The sequence below is a fragment of the Micromonospora sp. NBC_01655 genome, from assembly GCF_026339755.1.
Classification (GTDB): domain Bacteria; phylum Actinomycetota; class Actinomycetes; order Mycobacteriales; family Micromonosporaceae; genus Micromonospora.
Genome location: NZ_JAPEQF010000001.1, coordinates 2,624,165 through 2,640,594, shown reverse-complemented (window position 1 = coordinate 2,640,594; position 16,430 = coordinate 2,624,165). Strand labels below are relative to the sequence as shown.

Sequence of the window (16,430 nt, the reverse complement as noted above, 5' to 3'; positions counted from 1 at the left end):
GTGACAGGGCGGTGTTCAGGCCACGGGAGGCCCCGATGTCACGGATCCGAAGTCGATCATGCGAGCGGGCAACGACCGATCCTCGACGCGCCAGGGCGTAGCCCTCGACGCGGCCAGGGCGTTTCGGGGCAGGAACGGCCGTCCGCCGGCGCCAGCCGCGCCAGCCGCCCCGGCGCTAGTTCAGGGACGGCCCGTCCGGCGGCGCCCGCCACGCCAGCCGCCCCGGCGCTCGGCGGCCAGCCGGGTCTCCCGGCGCCGGCTCTCGACGGCGATCTCCCGCTGCAGCTTGCGCCAGCTGTCGTACCGGCGGCCGGTCAGCTCCCCGGCGGCGAGGGCGTCGCGGACCGCGCAGCCCGGCTCGGCGTCGTGCGCGCAGTCGGCGTACCGGCAGCCGGTGGCCAGCTCGGCGATGTCGGCGAAGGCCCGGTCCAGCCCGACCGCGCCGTCGAGCAGGCCGACCGCCCGCACCCCCGGGGTGTCCAGCACCGCTCCCCCGCCGGGGACCGGGACCAGCGCCCGCCAGGTGGTGGTGTGCCGGCCCTTGCCGTCGACCCGGCGGATCGCCTGGGTGGGCATCACCACCGCCCCGGCCAGGGCGTTGACGATGCTCGACTTGCCGGCCCCGGACGGCCCGAGCAGGGCCAGGGTGCGGCCCGGGACGACGTGGGCGCGCAGCGGGTCGAGGCCGGTGCCCCGCTCGGCGCTGACCGCCAGCACCGGCACCCCGGGCGCGACCCCGGCGAGCTGCCGGGCGATCGCCGCCGGGTCGGCGGCGAGGTCGGCCTTGGTGAGCACCACCAGCGGGGTGGCGCCCGACTCGTGGGCCAGGGCGAGCAGCCGCTCGATGCGGGCGACATCCGGCTCCGGGTGCACCGGCTCGACGACGGCGGCGGCGTCCAGGTTGGCGGCGAGCACCTGACCGCTGGCGTCCTTGCCGGCGGTGCGGCGCACCAGCGCGGTGCGCCGGGGCAGCACGGCCTCGACGGTGACCGGCCCGTCCGGCCAGGTGTGCAGGAGCACCCAGTCCCCCGCGCAGGGCAGCCGGGTCAGGTCGCGGGCGGCGGCGGCCAGCACCGCCGCGCCCAGGGTGGCGCGGACCGGGCCGTCCGCGCCGAGCACGGTGCACACGCCGCGGTCGACCCGGGCCACCCGGCCCGGCCGCTGGTGGGTGCGGTTACGTACGTGGGCCGCCCGCTCGGCGTCCCAGCCGAGGGCGGTCAGATCGATGGTCATCGGAACCTCTCCGGTGTCGGGGTGAACCATGGCGCGACTGGCGTGCTAGGACCGGCATGGGCACCACCTCCTCCGACGTCCCGGGTGCCGCGTACGACGCCGACGGTAGGGGGCGGGCCGACGCGCCGAAAGCGAATTCCACGGCGACGCCGGGGGCCACCGACCGCTAGGGTCGGAGCGTGACCGCGGATCCGCTGCTGCTGACCGGTGACCTCGACGACGCCACGGCCCGCCTGCTGCACACCGCGGCCGACCTCGGCAGTGCGGACGTCGCCGCGCCGTCCCTGCTGCCCGGCTGGACCCGGGGGCACGTGCTGACCCACCTGGCCCGCAACGCCGACGGCTTCGTCAACCTGCTCACCGCCGCCCGCACCGGCGAGCACATCCCGATGTACGCCAGCGGCGCGGCCCGCGCCGCCGACATCTCCGCCGGCGCGTTCCGGCCGCCCGCCGCCCACCTGGACGACCTGCGCCGCTCGGCGGAGCGGTTCGCCGAGGCGGTCGCCGCCATGCCGGTGCAGGCGTGGGCGGCCACGGTGCAGGCCCGGCGCGGCCCGTGGCCGGCCGCCATGCTGGTCTGGGGGCGGCTGCGCGAGATCGAGGTGCACCACGTGGACCTCGCCGCCGGTTACCGGCCGGCCGACTGGCCGGAGGCGTTCGCCCAGCGGCTGCTGCACGAGGTCACGACCGGCCTGTCCGGCCGGCCCGACGCGCCGGCGATGGTGTTGCGCTTCGACGGCAGCCAGCACGAGCTGGTCGTCGGCGGCTCGGGGGCGGCGCCCACGATCACCGGCCCCGCCGCCGAGCTCGCCGCCTGGCTGACCGGCCGCGGCGTCGGCGGGACGCTCGCCGTCACCCCCGACGGTCCCCTGCCGAACCCACCGGAATGGATGTAGAACCATGACCTACAGCGGAGACGTCAGCCCCGGCGGCCCTCCGGCCGTCCGCGAACTCGACGGGCTCACCATCACGAAGGTGTCGGTGGGGCCGATGGACAACAACGCCTACCTGCTGCGGTGCACCGGCACCGGCGAGCAGTTGCTGATCGACGCCGCCAACGAGGCCCCCCGGCTGCTGGAGCTGGTCGGCGACGCCGGCCTGGCCACCGTGGTCACCACCCACCAGCACATGGACCACTGGGTGGCCCTGGAGGAGGTGGTCGCCAAGACCGGCGCCCGGCCGCTGGTGCACGCCGCCGACGCCGCCGGCCTGCCGATCGAGGCGGACACCCTCGCCGACGGCGACACCGTGACCGTGGGCGAACGCGAGCTGGAGGTGATCCACCTGCGGGGGCACACCCCGGGCTCGATCGCCCTGCTCTACCGCGACCCGGCCGGCACCCCGCACCTGTTCACCGGGGACTCGCTTTTCCCTGGGGGTCCTGGGAGGACAACAAGCCCGGAGGAGTTTTCGCAGCTCATGGGCGATTTGGAGGCACGGCTGTTCGACGTGCTACCGGACGAGACGTGGTTCTATCCGGGACACGGGAAGGACTCGACCATCGGCACGGAACGCCCGTCGCTGGGCCAGTGGCGGGCGCGCGGCTGGTAGCGAACGCGTTTCACGACGCCCGGGGTTGGCTTTCGCCAGTCCCGGGCGTCGCCCTTTCCGGCCCCGCTTTGATCGAGCCGGTTGGCACACGGCTGGCGTTGCTGTCGGACGATGACGCGAAGCGGCTACGCCGCAAGTACGAACGCGCCCGTGCTGTGCTGCTCGGCCCCGCCGTCTCCCGCGGCTGCCCCCTGACCACGGAGGAGACCAGCACCGTTCGAAGTTGTTCGGGTTCGTTCGAACAGCTTCCATCGTCGATGTTCGACGACGACAATTGTCGATGACGACCATTCCGGTCGTCATCGATGGAGGTGTGCGGATGATTCGGAAGAAGTCACGCTGGTTCGGGGGTGTGCTGATGGCGATGGTGCTCACGGTCACCGGCCTGGTGGCGTCCCCGGCCGCCGCCCAGGCGGCGTCAGGCTGGTATGCCGAGTCGCTCGACGATTACAGCAACGGCTACGGGTTTGCGACGTGGAGCAACACCGGGCAGTACTCGTCGTTCCAGGTCTGCGATGCCGGGGCTGGTGACGCCCGCCGCGCCGTCGGCTACATCTGGTGGCAGGACGGAGGGACCATCGAACGGCATGCCGCTGGCGGCAGCGGCACCTGCTCCACACCGGTCAATGTCTACGTTCCAGCGGGCAAGTGGGTCTCGATGGAGGTGTGCGAACGAAAGGGGGCGGACGGCATCGACGAGAAGTGTGGCGCCCTGGTCCACGGCATCGCGGGTTCATAAGCCCGCCCGGCCGGCCGGAGGTGTTCACCTTCGGCCGGCCTGCCTGGCAACCGTCTGGTGCTTCCACCTCGCGAAGTTGTCGGCGACAGCCTTCCCGCCCTGCTCAGCGGTGCGCTTGTCCTCGCTGCCCCCGTCGATGATGTGACGGAACCAGAACGGCCCCCCACACCTGGTGCTCCTGCGTGACGCCGCTGCCAGCCCGGGCCGGGGGTCGTTCCTTGTCGTCGCGGATGGTGCCGCGAATCCAGTCGTACGTTCGACCTCCCGCGGCCCGGTCAGCTTCACCACCAACAGCCCCGGGTCCGGCGGCCACTTCATGTCGACCGTCACTTCCAGCGCGGGTCGCATCTCCCGATGCCGGCGACGTGCCTCGGCTTCGGCGGGCCCGCGGCTGGTGACTTCCGGTTCCGGCGCGCCGCCCCGTGCCGGCACGCCGGAACCCCACCCCCGGCCGGCCCGGCCCGGGCGGCGGCTCAGGCCGCCGGGGCCGCTGCGGTGGCGGCGCGCAGCCCGCGCCGGGTCACGAGCAGCACCACGGCCGCCAGGAGCAGCCCGACCGCCATGGTGACCAGCATCGGCGAGGCGCTGCCGGGCAGCAGCCCGGCCAGCGACCGGGAGACCGTGCCGACGGCCACGTAGAGGCCGGCCCAGAGCGCGGCGCCGGCCGCCGCGCAGGCCAGGAACCGCCGGTACGACATCCGCAGCCCGCCCGCGGCCAGCGGCAACAGCGCGTTGAGCACCGGCAGGAAGGGTGCGACCAGCACCATCCGGCCGCCGCCGCGGCGCAGGACCGCCTCGGCCACCGCCCACCGGTCCTCGCCGATCCAGCCGCCGACGCGGCTGTGCCGCAGCCGGTCGCCGTACCGCCGGCCGGCGAGGAAGCTCAGCGACCAGCCGGCCAGGCAGCCGGCCACCACGGCGGCGACGGTGGCCGCCCCGGTCGCCGGCCGCCCGACGCCGACCGCGGCGAGGACCGCGACGTCGCCGGGGACCAGCACCCCCAGCAGCGGTACGGCGTCGAGGAGCATCACCACCCCGAGCGCCCCCAGCAGACCGATGGTGGGAAGCTCCCCGACCTGTGCCGTCCAGTCCACCATGCCCGTACGCTACGACCCCCGGTCCGGTGGGGCATCGGGTCCGATCCCCCACCGACCCCTGATCCCCTTCTCGGGGTACGCCCCGAGAAGGCGGCGTCAGCGGGGGCGGAGCACCTCGACGCGGCGCACCGGGGTGTCGACGGCGGGTTCGGTGGTGGGCACCCGGTAGCTGGCCACCAGGTCCAGCCGGTCGCGGGGCAGGTGGCCGCGGCCGGGGTCGCCGACCAGCACCTGGCTGCCCCGGGCGGCGGCGCGGCGCAGGAACGGCAGCACCCGCCCGGCCAGTTCCCCGTCGTAGAAGACGTCCCCGGCGAGCAGCAGGTCCGCGTCGCCGGCATCGGAGTCGAGCAGGTCCTCGCCGGTGGCGGCGACGCTGACCCGGTTGGCCCGGGCGTTGAGCGTGACGGCGGCGACGGCGTACGGGTCGATGTCGTTGGCCACGACCCGGGACGCGCCGGCCAGCGCGGCGGCGATCGCCACCACGCCCGAGCCGGCGGCCAGGTCCAGCACGCGGCGGCCGGCCGCGAGTTCCGGGTGGTCGAGCAGGTGCCGGGCGAGGGCCTGCCCGCCGGCCCAGACCGACGCCCAGTACGGCGGCGGCAGGGCGTGCCCGGAAGCGGCCTCCATCCGGGCCCACCAGACGATGGCGTCCTCGGCGAGGTGCAGCCGAATTTCGGGGACGAAAGGGGCCGCGACCAGCCGGAGCCGGTCCAGTCCGTCCCCGGGCGCACCGACCTCGCGTTCCAGCTCGGACAGCGCGGCGGCTGCGGGTCCCCTCACCGGGCAAGCATGCCGGAGCGCCCCGCGCTCCGGGCGGGTTTCCCCCCGGCGTGGCCGGTGGAAGTTTTTTGCCGGCACGCCCTGCGGCACTTCGACCAGCAGATCGGGGTTTCGCCGGTTACTGTCGGGGAGGTACAGGGCGATCATCGGCCGGCGGTCGGTGGTCTCCCGCTTTGAACAGGGAGAGATGCATGGCTACCGGCACGGTCAAGTGGTTCAACTCGGAAAAGGGCTTCGGCTTCATCGAGCAGGACGGCGGAGGTCCGGACGTGTTCGTCCACTACTCGGCCATCGCGACGAGCGGCTACCGGGAACTCAACGAGGGCCAGAAGGTCGAGTTCGAGGTGACCCAGGGGCAGAAGGGCCCGCAGGCGGACAACGTCCGTCCGATCTAGCTCCGTGCCGGTGGCGGCGGCCGGGTGGACCCGGCCGCCGCCACAGCGCGCGCCGGCCCGGGATCGCCCGCCCCGGTGCCGCCGGTGTCTCCGGGCCCGTCCACCGCCGGTGGCCTCAGGCCGCCAACCGCCGGGCGATCTCGTCGGCCACCTGTCGCGCCAGGCTGGGCGGCAGGGCGGCGGCGATCTTCTCCGGGGTCAGTGACGCGAGCACGCCGGCCACGATCGCCGGCTCGTCGGTGAGGTCCCGGTTGGACAGGGCGACGATCTGCGAGAGCACCGTGTCGAGGCGGTACATGGTGTAGTCCAGTTTGGCCACGACGCTGTTGGACTCCGGGTCGGGGCCGGGTCCGTCCGGGTCGACCCGGCGGCCCATGCTGGACCCGCCGTTGAACACGGCGTTGAAGAGGCTGTTGATCTGGCTTTCGGCCTGGGCGCTCATGTTGTCCTCCTTCAGGAGACCGATGGTGGTCAGGTAACGGCGGAACAGCGGGGTCTGGTCCCGCCCCGCCTTGGTCGAGTCGCGGAAGAAGCTGAAGTGGGTGTGCCACAGGTGGCTCGCGTCGCCGGTGCTGCGCCGCCCGAGCCGGTCCCACCGTCGGACCGTGGTCCCCTCCGGGGAGTAGATGATCTCGCGGATGTCCCGGGTGTCGTCCGTTCCGGCGACGCACCGCGCGACGCACCAGACGGAGAAGGAACGCAGGTCGTGGACGGCTCCGCCCGAGGTGACGGAGAAACCGCCGACGTCCAGCGCGGACGCGTCGAGGGTGAGCCCCGTGGCGTCCCGGGGCGACTCGACCACCGAGTAGTCGCCGGCGACGACGCGGTCGGAGCCGCAGTGGTAGCCGCCGACGTGGTCGGCGTCGCCGACGATGCCGACCTCGGCCGGTTCCAGGTCCTGTGGTCGTGCGGCGTCGGGATCGAGATCGAGGTGGGCCAGCAGGAGACTTCGGACGGCCAGCAGGTTCGTCGGGGCCCGGGTCATGGTGCCCCCTTCCGGTAGCGGGGTGGCCGAGCCGCGGTGACCCGTGGTCCTGGGTCCGGGTGAGCCCGGCCGGGTGGTGCACGGCGTCGGGCAGGTGGCTCGAAGGTAGCCGGACATCCGGGCGTTTTACCAGGTCAATGGCCTGTTTTCCCGAATGGGGGACGATCCGCCCGGCCGGGCGGAGACGTCGCGTCACCCCGGTACCGGTCGGGCGCCGGAGGGAGTCGGGGCGGTCAGCCGGCCGGGCGCCGGGCGGTGTCGGGGCGGGCGGCGCGCACGGCGTCGCGGTGCTCCCGCATCGCGGTGACCATCGTCGCCATGAAGCGGTGCACGGTCTCCAACTCGTCGTCGCTGAAGTCGGCCATCGCCTGGTCGGTCCGCCGGCCCAGCGGCTGGAAGAACGACATGGCCAGTGCGGCGCCCCGGTCGGCGTAGCGCAGGAACACCTTGCGCCGGTCGGCGGTGTCCCGGTCCCGCCGGATGTGGCCGGCCCGCTCCAGGCGGTCGACCAGCGCGGTGACCGAGCCGGAGGAGAGTTGTAGCTGCTCACCCAGCCGCCCCGGGGTGATCGGCGTGCCGAGCAGCTCGGCGTCCATGACGGCGATCAGGGCGTGCAGGTCGGTGGGGTTGAGCCCGTGCAGCCCGGCGAAGGCGTGCCCGATGTGCTGGGCGTCGACGGAGTACCGGCGCAGGTCGTTGGCGATCTCGGCGACGAGCTGGTCGCGGCGGCTCTCGCGTCGCCGATACATGCCGTGCGCTGTCACGCCGTCGTTTCCCCCCCGCCGTCCCGGTTCCGCTTGCAGCATAGATGAGCGACGGATAATCTCGCCTGTCAAGATACTCGACAGGCACGCTATTCGTGACCGGCGCGTCGGCCCGTCGAGGCGCACTGCCGTACCGGGACCTCGTCCCGGCAACCCTGAGGAAGCCCGATGTCTGTGTTCACCCGCGTCGCCCGGGGCCGGCTCGCCGCCTGGCTCACCGTGGCCGTGGCGATCGTCCTCGGCGCGGCCGTCTTCGGGTTCCCGAAGCCGGACAACCCCGCCCCCGTCTCGGCCACCGGCCTGTCCGTGCAATGGCAGTCGACCCAGGTCGAACGGCTCCAGGACGAGCTGCCCGCCAGCGGGGTCCAGCCGGCGGTCGTCGTCGTCAGCCGCGCCGACGGTGGGCCGCTCACCGAGCCGGACCGCGCCGCGGTCACCGGCGCCTCGGGCGAGCTGGGCCGGTTCGCCGCCGGCGGGCGGGTCAGCCCGCCGCAGACCTCTCCGGACGGCACCGTGGCGCTCGTCGCCGTCCCGCTGTCCACCGCCGACGGCCAGGCCACCGTCGCGACGACGGTGGCCGACCTCCGCGCGGCCCTCGACGGCCTGCCCGACGGGCTCACCGCCGAGGTGACCGGCGCGCCGGCGTTCACCGCGGACCTGACGAAGGTCTTCGACGGCGCGGACATCACGTTGCTCGCCGTCACCGCCGGCGTCGTCGCCCTGCTCCTGCTGATCACCTACCGCAGCCCGTTCCTGTGGATCGTGCCGCTCGTCGTCGTCGCGGCCACCGAGCAGCTCACCCTGCGCGCCGTGGCCACCATCGTCCCGGCCGTCGGCATCAACCTCCAGGAGGGCCAGGTCACCGGCATCGCCAGCGTCCTGGTCTTCGGCGCCGCCACGGACTACGCCCTGCTGCTCATCGCCCGCTACCGGGAGGAGCTGCGCCGCGAGGAGGACCGTTTCGCCGCCATGCGCGCCGCCCTGCGCCGCACCGCCGAACCCATCCTGGCCAGCGGCGGCACCGTGGTCCTCGGCGTGCTCACCCTGCTGCTGTCGGAGCAGGAGACCAACCGGGCCCTGGCGGTGGCCTGCGCCACCGGCGTGGTGTTCGCCATGCTGTCGGCGCTGTTCGTCCTCCCCGCCGTGCTGGTGATCTTCGGCCGGGGGCTGTTCTGGCCGTTCGTGCCCCGGGTCGGCGGCCCCGTCCGCGAGGGCCGGCTCTGGGGCCGGCTCGGCGCCGCCGTCGTCCGCCGGCCCGTGCCGGTCGCGGCCCTCGCGACGCTGCTGCTCGCCGGGCTCGCCCTCGGTGGGCTCGGCATCCGCACCGGGCTGTCGGAGACCGAGCAGTTCCGGGTCAAACCCGAGGCGGTGGCCGGCGCGGAGACCCTCGCGAAGGCGTTCCCCGCCGGCACGACCCAACCGGTCGCCGTGCTCACCACCCCCGCCGCCGTGGCGGCCGTCACCGACGCCGCCGCGGGCGTCCCCGGCGTGGCCTCGGCCCGGCCGGGAAGCGCGGGCGCGACCGTCGCCCAGGTCGACGTGGTGCTGGCGGCAGAGCCGGGCACCGCCGCCGCGGACCGGGCGGTCGAGGCGCTGCGGGACGCCGTCGCGGCGGTCCCCGGCTCCGCGCCGCCGCCCGTCGAGGGCGCCGACCCGTTCACCGGTGCCGTGGTCGGCGGCACGGTCGCCGCCACCTACGACTCCGACCAGGCCGACGCCAAGGACCTGTGGCTGATCCTGCCGATCATCCTGCTGCTCGTCGGCGCGGTGCTCGTGCTGCTGCTGCGCGGTCTGGTCGCGCCGCTGCTGCTGGTGCTCACCGTGATCGCGTCGTTCTTCGCCAGCCTCGGCGCGGCGTGGCTGCTGTTCGACCACGTTCTCGGCCTCCCGGCGCTGGACAGCGGCGTCCTGCTGCTCGCCTTCGTGTTCCTGGTGGCCCTCGGCGTGGACTACAACATCTTCCTGGTCACCCGGGCCCGCGAGGACGCCCGGCGCACCGGCACCCGGGACGGCATGCTGTCGGCGCTGCGCGTCACCGGCGGCGTGATCACCAGCGCCGGCGTCCTGCTCGCCGCGGTCTTCGCCGTCCTCGGCGTCCTGCCGCTGATCACGCTGACCCAGATCGGGATCATTGTGTGCATCGGGGTGCTGCTCGACACCCTGCTGGTACGCACGGTGCTCGTGCCGGCGCTCGCGTTCGTGCTCGGCGACCGCTTCTGGTGGCCGGGTCGGATCGACCAGACGCCCGAGGACGCCCCGGCGGACCGGGACCGCGGGCCGGCCGAGCCAGCCGAGCCGGCCGAGAAGGCCGTCACCCGCGGCTGACCGCCCCACCCGCGCCGACGCGGGGGATCGCGGCGGGCCGCCGTGCCCCCGCTCCCGTCCCCCGGCCCCTGCCCGCGTCCCTACCCCGGGCCGACGCGGCGGCCCGGCCGAGCCCCGTCGTCGGCCGTCGGCGGGGTGAGCCCGTCGTCGGCCGCCGGTGGCGGCCCCGCCTCGGGCGTCGCCGCGCCCGGTCCGCCGCCGCCGCCCGCCGCCCGGTCCCGGGTCGCCCAGGCGACCATGAACAGCGCCGTCCAGGCCGAACCGAGCAGCACCGAGGTGACGGTGCCGCTGCTCAACCCGAGGTAGAGCCGGGCACCGCCGATCGCCGACACCCCGGCCGCGGCCACCGTCCAGGCGGCCACCGCCACCGGCCAACGCGCGCCCCGGGACAGCAGCCAGGCCAGCGTGCACAGGCTCGCCGCAACGACGGCGTTCTGCGTCGGAAACAGCGCGCTCTCCTGCTCCCCCGACGCCGCCCGTCCCGGCGCGGTCAGGTCGGTGACCACGGCGAGGACCACCAGCGGCAGGAACGCCCCGACCGAGCCCACCACGCTGAGCAGGTCGGCCCGCCACGGCCGCTGCCGCCAGGCCAGCACGGCGGCCAGCACGGCGACCAGCGCGATCAGCGTCGAGCCACGCAGCACCGAGACGAGGGTGAACGCGACGTCGACCGTGCCGGGGGTGCGCCGCTCGGTGAACCAGCCGGCGATCGCGTCGTCGACCGCGGCCAGCCCGCTCCACCGCATCGCCGCCCCGAGCAACCAGGCGACGGCGAGCCCGGCGGCGAAGAGCAGCGCGAGCCCCGCCGCGAGGTTGATCAACAACGTCCAGGCCGGGCCGACCCGCATGGCCAGCAGGAAGAACAGCACGCCGTACCGGGCGGCGAGCCAGCGCACCGGCGGCAGCGCGGCCACCCGGGCCAGCAGCGCCCGCGCCGGGTCGGGGTGACGGCCCAGCCAGCGGCCGACCAGCACCACGGCCAGCACCCCGCCGAGCAGCACCAGCACCGCCCCGGTGGCCCGCCCGAGCAGCCGGGACACCGTCTCGTACGACTCCCCGGCCACGTTGCCCAGCAGCACCGACCCGCCCACCCAGGTCACCACCCCGGCGAGGTTCCACGGCGCGAACCGGCGGTAGGACATGCCGGCGGCCCCGGCCAGCCGGGGCGCCAGGGTCCGGGCGAAGGCGACCCAGCGGGCGGCCAGGACCCCCCGCCCGCCGAGCCGCTCCAGCAGCTCGTCCGCCCGCCGCCAGCGGCCCGGCCCCACCCGGGCGCCCAGGCCCGAGGCCCGCAGCCGGGGCCCGTACCGGCGACCCGCGCGGAACGCCACCGCGTCGCCGGCCACCGCTGCGACAATCATCACCAACAGCGCCGGCCCCAACCGAAGGGCACCGGTGTACGTAAGGAAGCCGACCAGCAGCAGGGTCGCCTCCCCGGGCACCAGCAGCCCGACGATCACCGCGGTCTCGCCGGCTACGATGGCCGCGGCGACCAGGTAGACCAGCAGGGGCGGCAGGTCCCGCACCGAGTTCAGCAGATCGTGCACGACAGCCCCCGGATCACGGCGGCCAGCATGCCAGCCGGGGCAAGCAGGGCGACAGCGGTTCCGGCACAGATCCGGGTAGCGCCGGGGTGACCCCGACGCCGCCCCTGATCCGCACAGGCAGGAGGATGGAACCCATGCAGCTTCGCACCGACCTCCGCAACGTCGCCATCATCGCTCACGTCGACCACGGCAAGACCACCCTGGTCGACGCCATGTTGCGGCAGGCCGGAGCCTACGGCGCCCGCGGTGAGACGACCGAGCGGGTGATGGACTCGGGGGACCTGGAACGGGAAAAGGGCATCACCATCCTGGCCAAGAACACCGGCGTGCGGTACCTGCCGGCGGACGGCTCCGACCCGGTCACCATCAACATCATCGACACTCCCGGGCACGCCGACTTCGGCGGCGAGGTGGAGCGGGGCCTCACCATGGTCGACGGCGTGGTGCTGCTCGTCGACGCCAGCGAGGGCCCGCTGCCGCAGACCCGCTTCGTGCTGCGCAAGGCGCTGCGCGCCCGGATGCCGATCATCCTGGTGATCAACAAGGTGGACCGCCCCGACGCCCGGATCAAGGAGGTCGTGGACGACACCTACGAGCTCTTCCTCGACCTGGACGCCGACGAGGAGCAGATCGACTTCCCGATCGTCTACGCCTGCGCCCGCGACGGCATCGCCTCGCTCACCCAGCCCGCCGACGGCTCGGTCCCCCAGGACAGCCAGAGCCTGGAGCCGCTGTTCCGCACCCTGCTCGACACCATCCCGCCGCCCGCATACGACGAGGACGCGCCGCTCCAGGCGCACGTGACCAACCTCGACGCCTCGCCGTTCCTCGGCCGGCTGGCGCTGTGCCGGGTCCGACAGGGCACCATCGCCAAGGGCCAGACCGTCGCCTGGTGTCGCACCGACGGCACCAACCAGCGGGTCCGCATCTCCGAGATGCTGATGACCGAGGGCCTGGAGCGCAAGCCGGCCGAGTCGGCCGGACCGGGCGACATCATCGCGGTCGCCGGCATCCCGGAGATCATGATCGGCGAGACCCTGGCCGACGCCGAGAACCCGGTCGCGCTGCCGCTGATCACCGTCGACGAGCCGGCCATCTCGATGACCATCGGCACCAACACCTCACCGCTGGTCGGCCGGGTGAAGGGTGCCAAGGTCACCGCCCGGATGGTCAAGGACCGCCTCGACAAGGAGCTGGTCGGCAACGTCTCCCTGCGGGTGCTGCCCACCGAACGGCCCGACGCCTGGGAGGTGCAGGGCCGCGGCGAGCTGGCCCTGGCCATCCTGGTCGAGCAGATGCGCCGCGAGTCCTACGAGCTGACCGTCGGCAAGCCGCAGGTGGTCACCAGGGAGATCGACGGGAAGACCTGCGAGCCGGTGGAGCGGCTGACCATCGACGCCCCCGACGAGTACCTGGGCGCCATCACCCAGCTCCTGGCCACCCGCAAGGGTCGGATGGAACAGCTGGTCAACCACGGCACCGGCTGGATCCGGATGGAGTGGCTGGTGCCCGCGCGCGGGCTGATCGGCTTCCGCACCGAGTTCCTCACCGACACCCGGGGCACCGGCATCCTGCACCACGTCTTCGAGTCGTACGAGCCGTGGTTCGGCGAGCTGCGCACCCGCAACAACGGCTCGCTGGTCGCCGACCGGGCCGGCGCGGTCACCTCGTTTGCCATGATCAACCTTCAGGAGCGCGGCCAGCTCTTCGTCGAGCCGACCACCGAGGTGTACGAGGGCATGATCGTCGGCGAGAACTCCCGCTCCGACGACATGGACGTCAACATCACCAAGGAGAAGAAGCTCACCAACATGCGGGCCTCGACCTCCGACGAGACCGAGAAGCTGATCCCGCCGCGCAGGCTGTCCCTGGAGCAGGCCCTGGAGTTCTGCCGCGAGGACGAGTGCGTCGAGGTGACCCCGGCGGCCGTGCGCATCCGCAAGGTCGTCCTCGACCAGACGCAGCGCGCCCGCACGGTGGCCCGCCGCAAGCACGCCGGCTGACGGCCGAGCACCACGCGCCGCGCGGGCCGGGAGGGACCACCTCCCGGCCCGCGCCGCACCCGGCCCGCCGGGGACGTCCGGATCCGCTACGGTCACCGGCATGATCTGGGACGACCTCGACGCCCAACTGGACCCGCTGCCGGGCACCATCTCGGCGTACCTGGGCCGGCTCGACGCCGCCCCCACCTGGACCCGCCACCCCGACGCCACCCACTACGCGGCCAGCACCATGAAGGTCGCCGTGCTGCTGGCCCTGCACCGGGCGGCCGAGGCCGGCACCCTCGACCTGGCCACCCACGTCGACGTACGCAACGAGTTCGACTCCGCCCAGCCCGGCACGCCCCGGTTCTCCTGCGCCCGGCACTACGACAACGACGAGGCCGTCTGGCAGCGGGAAGGCCACGGCGCACCCCTGCGCTGGCTCGCCGAGCGGATGATCGTGCGCTCCAGCAACCTGGCCACCAACCTCTGCCTCGCCCACGTCGGGCTGCCCGCCGTGGCCGACGCCTGGGCCCTCGCCGGCGCCCGGCACAGCGTCACCGGGCGCGGCATCGAGGACTTCGCCGCCCGGGAGGCCGGGATCACCAACCTGGTCACCGCCGCCGACCTGGCGGCCCTGCTCGGCGGGCTGGCCGCCGGGGCGACCCGGCCCGGCCCGCTCGCCTCCCCCGCCGGCTGCGCCGCCATGCTCGACGTCCTGTTCGCCCAGGAGCTCCGCGAGGACCTCGCCGCCGGGCTACCCGAAGGGGTCCGCATCGCCCACAAGAACGGCTGGGTACGCGGCGTCCGGCACGGCGCCGGGGTGGTCTACCCGCCCGACGCCCCGCCGTACGTGCTGGTGGTCTGCACCACCACCGACCTCGCCGACGGCGGCGCCACCGGCGACGAGCCCACCGACGACGCCTGCCGGCTGCTCGCCGACATCTCCGCCCGGGCCTGGGCCGCCCGCCACGACCTGCGCCCCGCCGGCTAGCCCCGCCGCCCCCCGGGTGAGCCCGCTGGCGGGCCCACCCGGGGTCGACCCGGCGCACGCCGCCGGTGCCGGCCTCAGTCCAACAGGTTGTCCCGCAGCGCCGCCAGGTGCGCGTCGGTCAGCCCCAGCCCGTCGCGCAGGTACCGGTCGAACGAGCCGTGCACCCGCCGGACCTCGTCGTACGCGGCGTCCAGGTACGCGCCGCGCACCTCCATCAGCGGCCGGATCGCCGCCTCCGCCAGCTCCGGCTGCCGGGCCCGCATGGCCTGGAGGACAACCTCCCGGAGGCTCTCCGTCTGCGAGTTGGTCCGCAGGTAGTCGGCCCGAATCGCCGCCTCGTCCACCCCGACCGCCGTGAGCAGGACCACCGACAGCCAGCCCGTGCGGTCCTTGCCGGCCGAACAGTGGAACAGCAGCGGCAGGCTCCCCACGTCGGCGGCCAGCCGGGCCGCCGCGCCGAAGCCCGCCCGGGCCGCCTCCCCGGTGACGAACCACCGGTAGATCCCCGCCATCGCCGCCGGGCTGCCCTGCATGGCCAGCTTCGCCTCCGCGCCCAGGTCGTGCCCGAGCAGCACCTCCGACACCGCCGTGAACACCGGGTGGGCCGCGTCGTACACCGGCAGGCGCACCACCCGGGGCTCACCGACCAACCGGTTCGGCGGGGCCGCCACGATCTCCGAGTCGCCGCGCAGGTCCACCACGCAGGCCGGGGCGATCCGCGCCAGCGTCGACAGGTCCTCGTCGGTCAACCGGCCCAGCGCCGGGGTGCGGATCAACCGGCCCGTTCGCACCCGCCGCCCGCCCGCGCCCAGCATGCCGCCGAGGTCCCGCGCGTTCGGCGCGCCCACCAGCTCCCAGTCCTGCCCCGTCATCCGGCCTCCCCAGTCGTCGTGCAATGCCGTATAGGGTGCCGCACATGACGATCGCCGCGGTACACACCCACCGGCTTTCCGCACCCCTGCACACCCCGTTCGTGACGGCGCTGCGCCGTACCACCACCGTGGACACCCTGATCGTGGAGCTGGTCGACGACGACGGGCGGTCCGGGTTCGGCGAGGCGCCGCAGGTGTGGCAGGTGACCGGGGCGTCGCTGGCCGGCGCCGAGGCGTGCGTCCGGGAGATGCTCGCGCCCGGCCTGCTCGGGCGGGACGCCGACGACCTGGTGGCCCGCTGCACCGAGGTGCAGCGCCTGGTGGTCGGCAACGAGGCCGCCAAGGCGGCGGTGGACAGCGCGCTGCACGACCTGGCCGCGCGCCGGCTCGGCGTACCCCTGGTGCGGTTGCTCGGCGGCACGGCCCTGCGGGTGCCGACGGACGTCACCCTGGCCGCGGGCGACGCCACCGACCTGGCCACGGCCGCGCGGCAGCGGCGGGCCGAGGGGTTCACCGTGCTGAAGCTGAAGGTGGGCACCGACGCGGCGGGCGACCTGGAACGGGTCCGCGCGGTCCGCGCCGCCGTCGGCCCGCAGGTGCGGATCCGGCTGGACGCCAACCAGGGCTGGACGCCCCGCGAGGCCGTCCGGGTGATCCGCGGCATCGAGGACGCGGGGCTGGACGTGGAGCTGGTGGAGCAGCCGGTGGCCCGCGGGGACCTCGACGGGCTGGCCTGGGTCAGCGACCGGGTCGGCGTGCCGATCCTGGCCGACGAGTCGGTGTTCGGGGTCCGCGACCTGGTCGAGGTGATCCGGCGCCGGGCCGCCGACATGGTCAACGTCAAGCTGGCCAAGTGCGGGGGCCTGCACGCGGCGCGCACGCTGCTCGACCTGGCCACCGCGCACGGCGTCGGCACCGTGGTCGGCTCGATGATGGAGAGCCAGGTCGGGCTGGGGGCCGCGGCCAGCCTGGTGGCCGCGTACCGGACCACCGCCGTCTCCGACCTCGACGCCGCCTGGTGGCTGGCCCGGTCGCCGGTGCGCGGCGGCATCCGGTACGACGGGGCGACGGTGCTGCTGCCGGACGCACCCGGTCTCGGCATCACCTCCGTGTCTGTAGCAAACATGCAGCCACATGGTTGATGCTTGGCGCTTTTTTTCATAGGG

The 16,430-nt window shown here is 74.4% G+C and carries 15 protein-coding genes; 8 read left to right on the top strand and 7 right to left on the bottom strand.

Annotated features, from left to right (window positions below; genetic code table 11):
• Window positions 1-180: 180 nt before the first annotated feature.
• Window positions 181-1,233 (bottom strand): ribosome small subunit-dependent GTPase A, encoded by a 1,053-nt coding sequence (gene rsgA, locus OOK41_RS12500; RefSeq protein WP_117669753.1) that lies wholly within the window; start codon window positions 1,231-1,233, stop codon window positions 181-183.
• Window positions 1,234-1,412: 179 nt separating this feature from the next.
• On the opposite strand from rsgA, the gene OOK41_RS12495 reads away from it, so the two are divergent.
• From OOK41_RS12495 to OOK41_RS12485, 3 genes are all read left to right on the top strand, one after another.
• Window positions 1,413-2,129 carry a maleylpyruvate isomerase family mycothiol-dependent enzyme gene (locus OOK41_RS12495; RefSeq protein ID WP_266264738.1) on the top strand — a complete coding sequence of 239 codons (717 nt, stop codon included), beginning with the start codon at window positions 1,413-1,415 and terminating at the stop codon, window positions 2,127-2,129.
• 4 nt (window positions 2,130-2,133) lie between these two features.
• Window positions 2,134-2,784 (top strand): MBL fold metallo-hydrolase, encoded by a 651-nt coding sequence (locus OOK41_RS12490; protein WP_117669755.1) that lies wholly within the window; start codon window positions 2,134-2,136, stop codon window positions 2,782-2,784.
• A 223-nt stretch (window positions 2,785-3,007) separates the two neighbouring features.
• On the top strand, window positions 3,008-3,523 hold the full coding sequence (locus OOK41_RS12485) for a hypothetical protein (RefSeq protein ID WP_128763614.1): 516 nt from the start codon (window positions 3,008-3,010) through the stop codon (window positions 3,521-3,523).
• Window positions 3,524-3,996: 473 nt separating this feature from the next.
• Here the strand turns inward: OOK41_RS12485 and OOK41_RS12480 are convergent, their stop codons facing one another.
• Window positions 3,997-4,620 (bottom strand): DedA family protein, encoded by a 624-nt coding sequence (locus OOK41_RS12480; protein ID WP_266264732.1) that lies wholly within the window; start codon window positions 4,618-4,620, stop codon window positions 3,997-3,999.
• 96 nt (window positions 4,621-4,716) lie between these two features.
• Window positions 4,717-5,400, bottom strand: a complete 684-nt coding sequence (locus tag OOK41_RS12475; RefSeq protein ID WP_243639853.1) for a methyltransferase — start codon at window positions 5,398-5,400, stop codon at window positions 4,717-4,719.
• 191 nt (window positions 5,401-5,591) lie between these two features.
• Here OOK41_RS12475 and OOK41_RS12470 point away from each other — a divergent pair, with 191 nt between their 5' ends.
• Window positions 5,592-5,795: a cold-shock protein gene (locus OOK41_RS12470; protein ID WP_117669760.1), complete on the top strand. Its 204-nt coding sequence runs from the start codon at window positions 5,592-5,594 to the stop codon at window positions 5,793-5,795.
• A gap of 115 nt (window positions 5,796-5,910) precedes the next feature.
• On the opposite strand, the gene OOK41_RS12465 is transcribed toward OOK41_RS12470, so the two are convergent.
• Window positions 5,911-6,780, bottom strand: coding sequence for a hypothetical protein (locus OOK41_RS12465; RefSeq protein WP_266264728.1), 870 nt, complete (start codon window positions 6,778-6,780; stop codon window positions 5,911-5,913).
• A 233-nt stretch (window positions 6,781-7,013) separates the two neighbouring features.
• Window positions 7,014-7,529 (bottom strand): MarR family winged helix-turn-helix transcriptional regulator, encoded by a 516-nt coding sequence (locus OOK41_RS12460; protein ID WP_117669762.1) that lies wholly within the window; start codon window positions 7,527-7,529, stop codon window positions 7,014-7,016.
• 183 nt (window positions 7,530-7,712) lie between these two features.
• Between OOK41_RS12460 and OOK41_RS12455 the strand changes: the two genes are divergently transcribed.
• A complete protein-coding gene (locus OOK41_RS12455; protein WP_266264725.1) occupies window positions 7,713-9,869 on the top strand; it encodes an efflux RND transporter permease subunit in 2,157 nt (718 codons plus the stop codon).
• Between the two features lie 80 nt (window positions 9,870-9,949).
• Here the strand turns inward: OOK41_RS12455 and OOK41_RS12450 are convergent, their stop codons facing one another.
• Window positions 9,950-11,416: a DedA family protein gene (locus OOK41_RS12450; RefSeq protein WP_266264723.1), complete on the bottom strand. Its 1,467-nt coding sequence runs from the start codon at window positions 11,414-11,416 to the stop codon at window positions 9,950-9,952.
• A 134-nt stretch (window positions 11,417-11,550) separates the two neighbouring features.
• On the opposite strand from OOK41_RS12450, the gene typA reads away from it, so the two are divergent.
• Together typA and OOK41_RS12440 are read left to right on the top strand one after the other, a co-directional pair.
• Complete coding sequence (typA, locus tag OOK41_RS12445; protein WP_117669765.1) at window positions 11,551-13,419, top strand: translational GTPase TypA; 1,869 nt, start codon at window positions 11,551-11,553, stop codon at window positions 13,417-13,419.
• A 100-nt stretch (window positions 13,420-13,519) separates the two neighbouring features.
• Window positions 13,520-14,392: a serine hydrolase gene (locus tag OOK41_RS12440; protein WP_266264722.1), complete on the top strand. Its 873-nt coding sequence runs from the start codon at window positions 13,520-13,522 to the stop codon at window positions 14,390-14,392.
• Window positions 14,393-14,466: 74 nt separating this feature from the next.
• On the opposite strand, the gene OOK41_RS12435 is transcribed toward OOK41_RS12440, so the two are convergent.
• The gene (locus OOK41_RS12435; protein WP_266264721.1) at window positions 14,467-15,264 is read right to left on the bottom strand and encodes a tyrosine-protein phosphatase; all 798 of its coding nucleotides are present in this window, start codon (window positions 15,262-15,264) and stop codon (window positions 14,467-14,469) included.
• A gap of 44 nt (window positions 15,265-15,308) precedes the next feature.
• Between OOK41_RS12435 and OOK41_RS12430 the strand changes: the two genes are divergently transcribed.
• Window positions 15,309-16,406 carry a mandelate racemase/muconate lactonizing enzyme family protein gene (locus OOK41_RS12430; RefSeq protein ID WP_266264719.1) on the top strand — a complete coding sequence of 366 codons (1,098 nt, stop codon included), beginning with the start codon at window positions 15,309-15,311 and terminating at the stop codon, window positions 16,404-16,406.
• Window positions 16,407-16,430: the final 24 nt, after the last annotated feature.